We start from the raw sequence: 3,882 nt of genomic DNA on the forward strand, positions 1-3,882 counted from the left end.
AAAAGCTCTCGAACTTTTGGCAATGAGTTTTCTTGAAAACCTTTATCGCAACAAATCTCTCGTTCAGATTATGACTATGGAAGCTTACTCCCATCAGAAACAGGCAAAGATGATTTATAAGAACCTCATTGAAAAGGTTTTTCACCACTTTGAAGAGTATCTGGTAGGGTTATCAGCTCATAAAAACTTTAGAAAATTCAGCTCTCCTCTTGTGGCGAGGGCTTTTTTTGGAATGTTCTTTTTTTACTTCATAAATCAGGAATTTTTCTTTGAAAAGGAGATAAGCAAATTTAAGAAAAAAGAGGTTGTAAGGGAATATGTGGACCTATTTATGAAAGGAATTGAGAAAGATGGCTGAGGAAAAAGAAGAAAAGAGAGGAGATAACAGGAAGAGCAATAATAATGAACTATTAAAGAGAAGAATTTCAGGGGCTATAATTCTTCTTCTCGTTTTCACGGTATGTGCAGTGGGAGGATATTATTATTGGCAGTATCTTGAAACTCGTGTTGTTACTGACAACGCTTATATTCGAGGCCATATTCATATGATAAGCCCCCGAATTACAGGCACAGTTTTGGAAGTTTATGTAAAGGACAATATGAAGGTCAAGAAGGGAGACTTGCTTTTGAAAATTGACCCTGCCGACTATATTGTGCAGGTAAAAAAAGCTGAATCAGCTTTGGAAAATGCCCAACAGGAAGTCCGTAGAAGATATGCGGCAGTTGAAACAGCTAAAGCCGCTCTCAATCTTTCCAAAGCACGGCTTGAGCTTGCCAAGATAGAGTTGAATCGTATCAAAACACTTGTTGAAAAAAAGGTGAAACCAAAAGATGAATATGACCGTGCTTTTACAGCATATCAGGTTGCAGTGGCACAGGTTAAAGCCGATGAAGAAAAGCTAAGGCAGGCAAAGGCGCTTATTACACCGGGCAAACCAGAAGCACTAATTGAAGAAAGAAGAGCAGAATTGGAAAAAGCAGAACTTAACTTGAAATACACTGAAATCTATGCTCCTGTCGACGGCTATATAACACGTAAAAGCGTTGAAAAGGGGAATCATATAATTCAGGGACAAGCGCTCCTTGCCATAGTGCCTCTTGATGATATTTGGGTTGAAGCAAACTTCAAAGAGACTCAGCTTGAAAAACTTAAGAAAGGTATGAAGGCAATAATTGAAGTTGACACTTATCCAGATGAAAAATTTGAAGGACATATAGAATCGATTATGGCCGGTACAGGAAGTGCTTTTTCAATACTTCCTCCAGAAAATGCCACAGGTAATTGGGTAAAAGTGGTGCAAAGAATACCTGTTAAGATATTGTTTGATGGTTATGATTACGAAAATGGCAAACTTCGTATTGGAATGTCCTGCATTGTAACAATACCACTTTCTGTTGAATAAGTACCAGTTATGACTGCTTCTCCAAAAAATGTAAACAAATGGCTCGTGGCAGTTACTGTTATTGTGCCCACTTTTATCGAAATAATGGACACAAGTGTTGCCAATGTCTCACTCAACCATATTAGGGGAAGTTTCAGCGCATCTGTTGATGAGGCAACATGGGTGCTCACTTCTTATCTTGTTTCAAATGCTATAATTCTACCTATAACAGGGTGGCTAAGCAGTGTTTTTGGACGAAAGAGGTTTCTTAGCCTTTGTGTTTTCCTTTTTGCCCTTTCTTCTTTTCTCTGTGGTATGTCTCCAAATCTTGGGTCTCTCGTATTTTTTAGAGTCCTTCAGGGGCTTGGAGGCGGTGCTCTTCAGCCTCTTTCTCAAGCTATCTTGCTTGAAACATTTCCCGTTGCAGAGCATGGTGTGGCAATGGCGGCTTATGGTATAGGCGTTGTAGTTGCCCCTATCATTGGCCCATTGGTTGGTGGATGGGTTACAGATAATCTGACTTGGCGATGGATTTTTTATATTAATATACCTGTTTGTGTTTTATCATTGCTGATGATCGCTTTCTTTATATTTGACCCTCCATACATAAAGAAAGCTAAACAAAAAATTGACTATTTCGGGTTGGGTTTTCTTGCAGTGGGATTAGGATGTCTTCAAATCGTGCTCGATAAGGGTGAAAGGGAAGATTGGTTCAATTCAGATTTTATAATCACATTGAGTATAATAGCTGTGGCAGGACTCTTCCTTTTTGTAATCACAGAGCTTTTCTTTGTAAAAGACCCGGTTGTGAATCTCAAGGTATTCAAAGATATCTCTTTTACAGCAGGAAATCTGATGATGTTTTTTGGTTTCTTTGGAATGTTTGCAAGCATTGTTCTTTATCCCATTTATCTTCAAACAGTAATGGGTTATACAGCAACTCTTGCCGGCATTGTGTTAGGTCCCGGAGGTATTACAATTCTTCTTTTTATGCCAATAACAGGAATATTGATGAAATATATGGATGCTCGAAAGATACTTGTAGCGGGGTTAATCGTAGGAAGCTATGCTGTTTATCTTATGTCAAAACTCAACCTTGAAGCCGGCTTCTACAATGTGCTTTGGCCAAGAGTGGTACAGGGCGTGGGAGTGGCTTTCTTTTTTGTTCCTCTTATGACTGTTACAATGAGCACTATTCCGAAGGAAGAAATGGGGAATGCCACAGGAGTTTTCAATCTTTTGAGAAATCTTGGAGGAAGCTTTGGGACCGCTTTTGTTATGACAATGTTAGCCCGCCGCGCCCAATATCATCAGTCAGTATTGGTTGAACATCTGACTCCTTATGACCCCGGATTTATGATAGCTTTTGAAAAGATTAAGATGATGATAAATTATTCGCTCTATTCAATGGGGCATAATGTTTTGCAGGGACTTAAACTTGTCTATGCAATGACTTTGAAGCAGGCAATGATGCTCTCATTTTGCGACCTTTTTTATTTAATTTGCCTTCTTAACCTCGTAATAATTCCTTTGGCAAAACTTTTGAATAAAACTGTACCGGAAAGTTGATTATAATTTTGAGCCGATATTTTTCATCTTTTTCGGGAATAGATAATCCAAAATCTTTACAGACGGAATAAAAGCAGGTAAATAGCTCTTTTTTAGAGAAGGATTACACAATTTTCTTGTGTCGATAAGAAAAGACAGTAAAGTGACAAATAATCCTTTTTGGATTATGAGGGAAATATAAGAGATAAATTTTTTAGATTTCATTATCGATGGATATTATTAAAAGATTGATTTTGTTTCTGCCATTCCCAGCTGCTTTTTTTGTGCTTCTTTTTTATCCTCGAAGCGATAAAGAGGCAGTTGCTTTGTTCATTCTCCTTATAGGATTAACATTTCTTGGATACTTCATATATAAGAAGGATGTCGGGAAAAATATTTGTCCCTGGTGTGGAAGAGAAGTTGTTGATAGGAAAGATTTTGTAATAGTTGCCTGTAATGATAAGGAGAATGAAAAATATCTGAAATTTTTAAATTTCATCATTGCGGAGAAAGGAAAGATAATCTTCTTTTTCTTGCTAATAATTTTAATCTATTCAGTTAAGATATTTTTAAAGAGCTACGGAAATACTGCACTAATAATTAAGATGATACAGTTTGTGCTTCTATGTCTCACAGGATTTTTATTCATCTTCTTCTCATCTCTATACAACAGATTTTCCGCTGAAAAAGTTGATAATGTCAAACTTCCTTCTTTTCTTTCTATATTTCTCCTTCCGGGAATCAACATTGGCTTGTGGGCTTTGAAGGTTTGTGGAGTGCTGATTTTAATTATTGCGTCTGACAGTATATTGCCGCTAATGACTCAGGTGTTGGTCGCTATTTTTTGAATAAGAGTAAATAGAATATTTTTTATAGATTTATTTTCCGAACGTAAGAAATAAAAAAAATCTGATAAAAACATGCTTTACTCTCTAGTAAGACCGCACTATAC

Annotated in this window: 5 protein-coding genes; 4 read left to right on the forward strand and 1 reads right to left on the reverse strand. The window is 37.0% G+C overall.

What is annotated here, in order from left to right; genetic code table 11:
* From D6734_03220 to D6734_03230, 3 genes are all read left to right on the forward strand, one after another.
* A partial coding sequence (locus D6734_03220) for a hypothetical protein (protein RMF96813.1) occupies positions 1-358 on the forward strand: 358 nt, incomplete at its 5' end.
* A complete protein-coding gene (locus D6734_03225) occupies positions 351-1,403 on the forward strand; it encodes an HlyD family secretion protein (GenBank protein ID RMF96814.1) in 1,053 nt (350 codons plus the stop codon). The genes D6734_03220 and D6734_03225, both read left to right, overlap by 8 nt.
* A 9-nt stretch (positions 1,404-1,412) precedes the next feature.
* Positions 1,413-2,951: a DHA2 family efflux MFS transporter permease subunit gene (locus tag D6734_03230; GenBank protein RMF96815.1), complete on the forward strand. Its 1,539-nt coding sequence runs from the start codon at positions 1,413-1,415 to the stop codon at positions 2,949-2,951.
* Here D6734_03230 and D6734_03235 read toward each other — a convergent pair whose 3' ends face one another.
* The gene (locus tag D6734_03235; protein ID RMF96816.1) at positions 2,952-3,155 is read right to left on the reverse strand and encodes a hypothetical protein; all 204 of its coding nucleotides are present in this window, start codon (positions 3,153-3,155) and stop codon (positions 2,952-2,954) included.
* A 5-nt stretch (positions 3,156-3,160) separates the two neighbouring features.
* Between D6734_03235 and D6734_03240 the strand changes: the two genes are divergently transcribed.
* Positions 3,161-3,778 (forward strand): hypothetical protein, encoded by a 618-nt coding sequence (locus tag D6734_03240; GenBank protein RMF96817.1) that lies wholly within the window; start codon positions 3,161-3,163, stop codon positions 3,776-3,778.
* The last annotated feature ends 104 nt before the right edge of the window (positions 3,779-3,882 follow it).

Source organism: Candidatus Schekmanbacteria bacterium (assembly GCA_003695725.1).
GTDB lineage: Bacteria > Schekmanbacteria > GWA2-38-11 > GWA2-38-11 > J061 > J061.

What these genes read in the sequence shown, in the direction of transcription:
- D6734_03225 (RMF96814.1), top strand. Translation starts at nt 351, where the DNA reads ATGGCTGAGGAAAAAGAAGAAAAGAGAGGAGATAACAGGAAGAGCAAT.
- D6734_03230 (RMF96815.1), top strand. Translation starts at nt 1,413, where the DNA reads ATGACTGCTTCTCCAAAAAATGTAAACAAATGGCTCGTGGCAGTTACT.
- D6734_03235 (RMF96816.1), bottom strand. Translation starts at nt 3,155, where the DNA reads ATGAAATCTAAAAAATTTATCTCTTATATTTCCCTCATAATCCAAAAA.
- D6734_03240 (RMF96817.1), top strand. Translation starts at nt 3,161, where the DNA reads ATGGATATTATTAAAAGATTGATTTTGTTTCTGCCATTCCCAGCTGCT.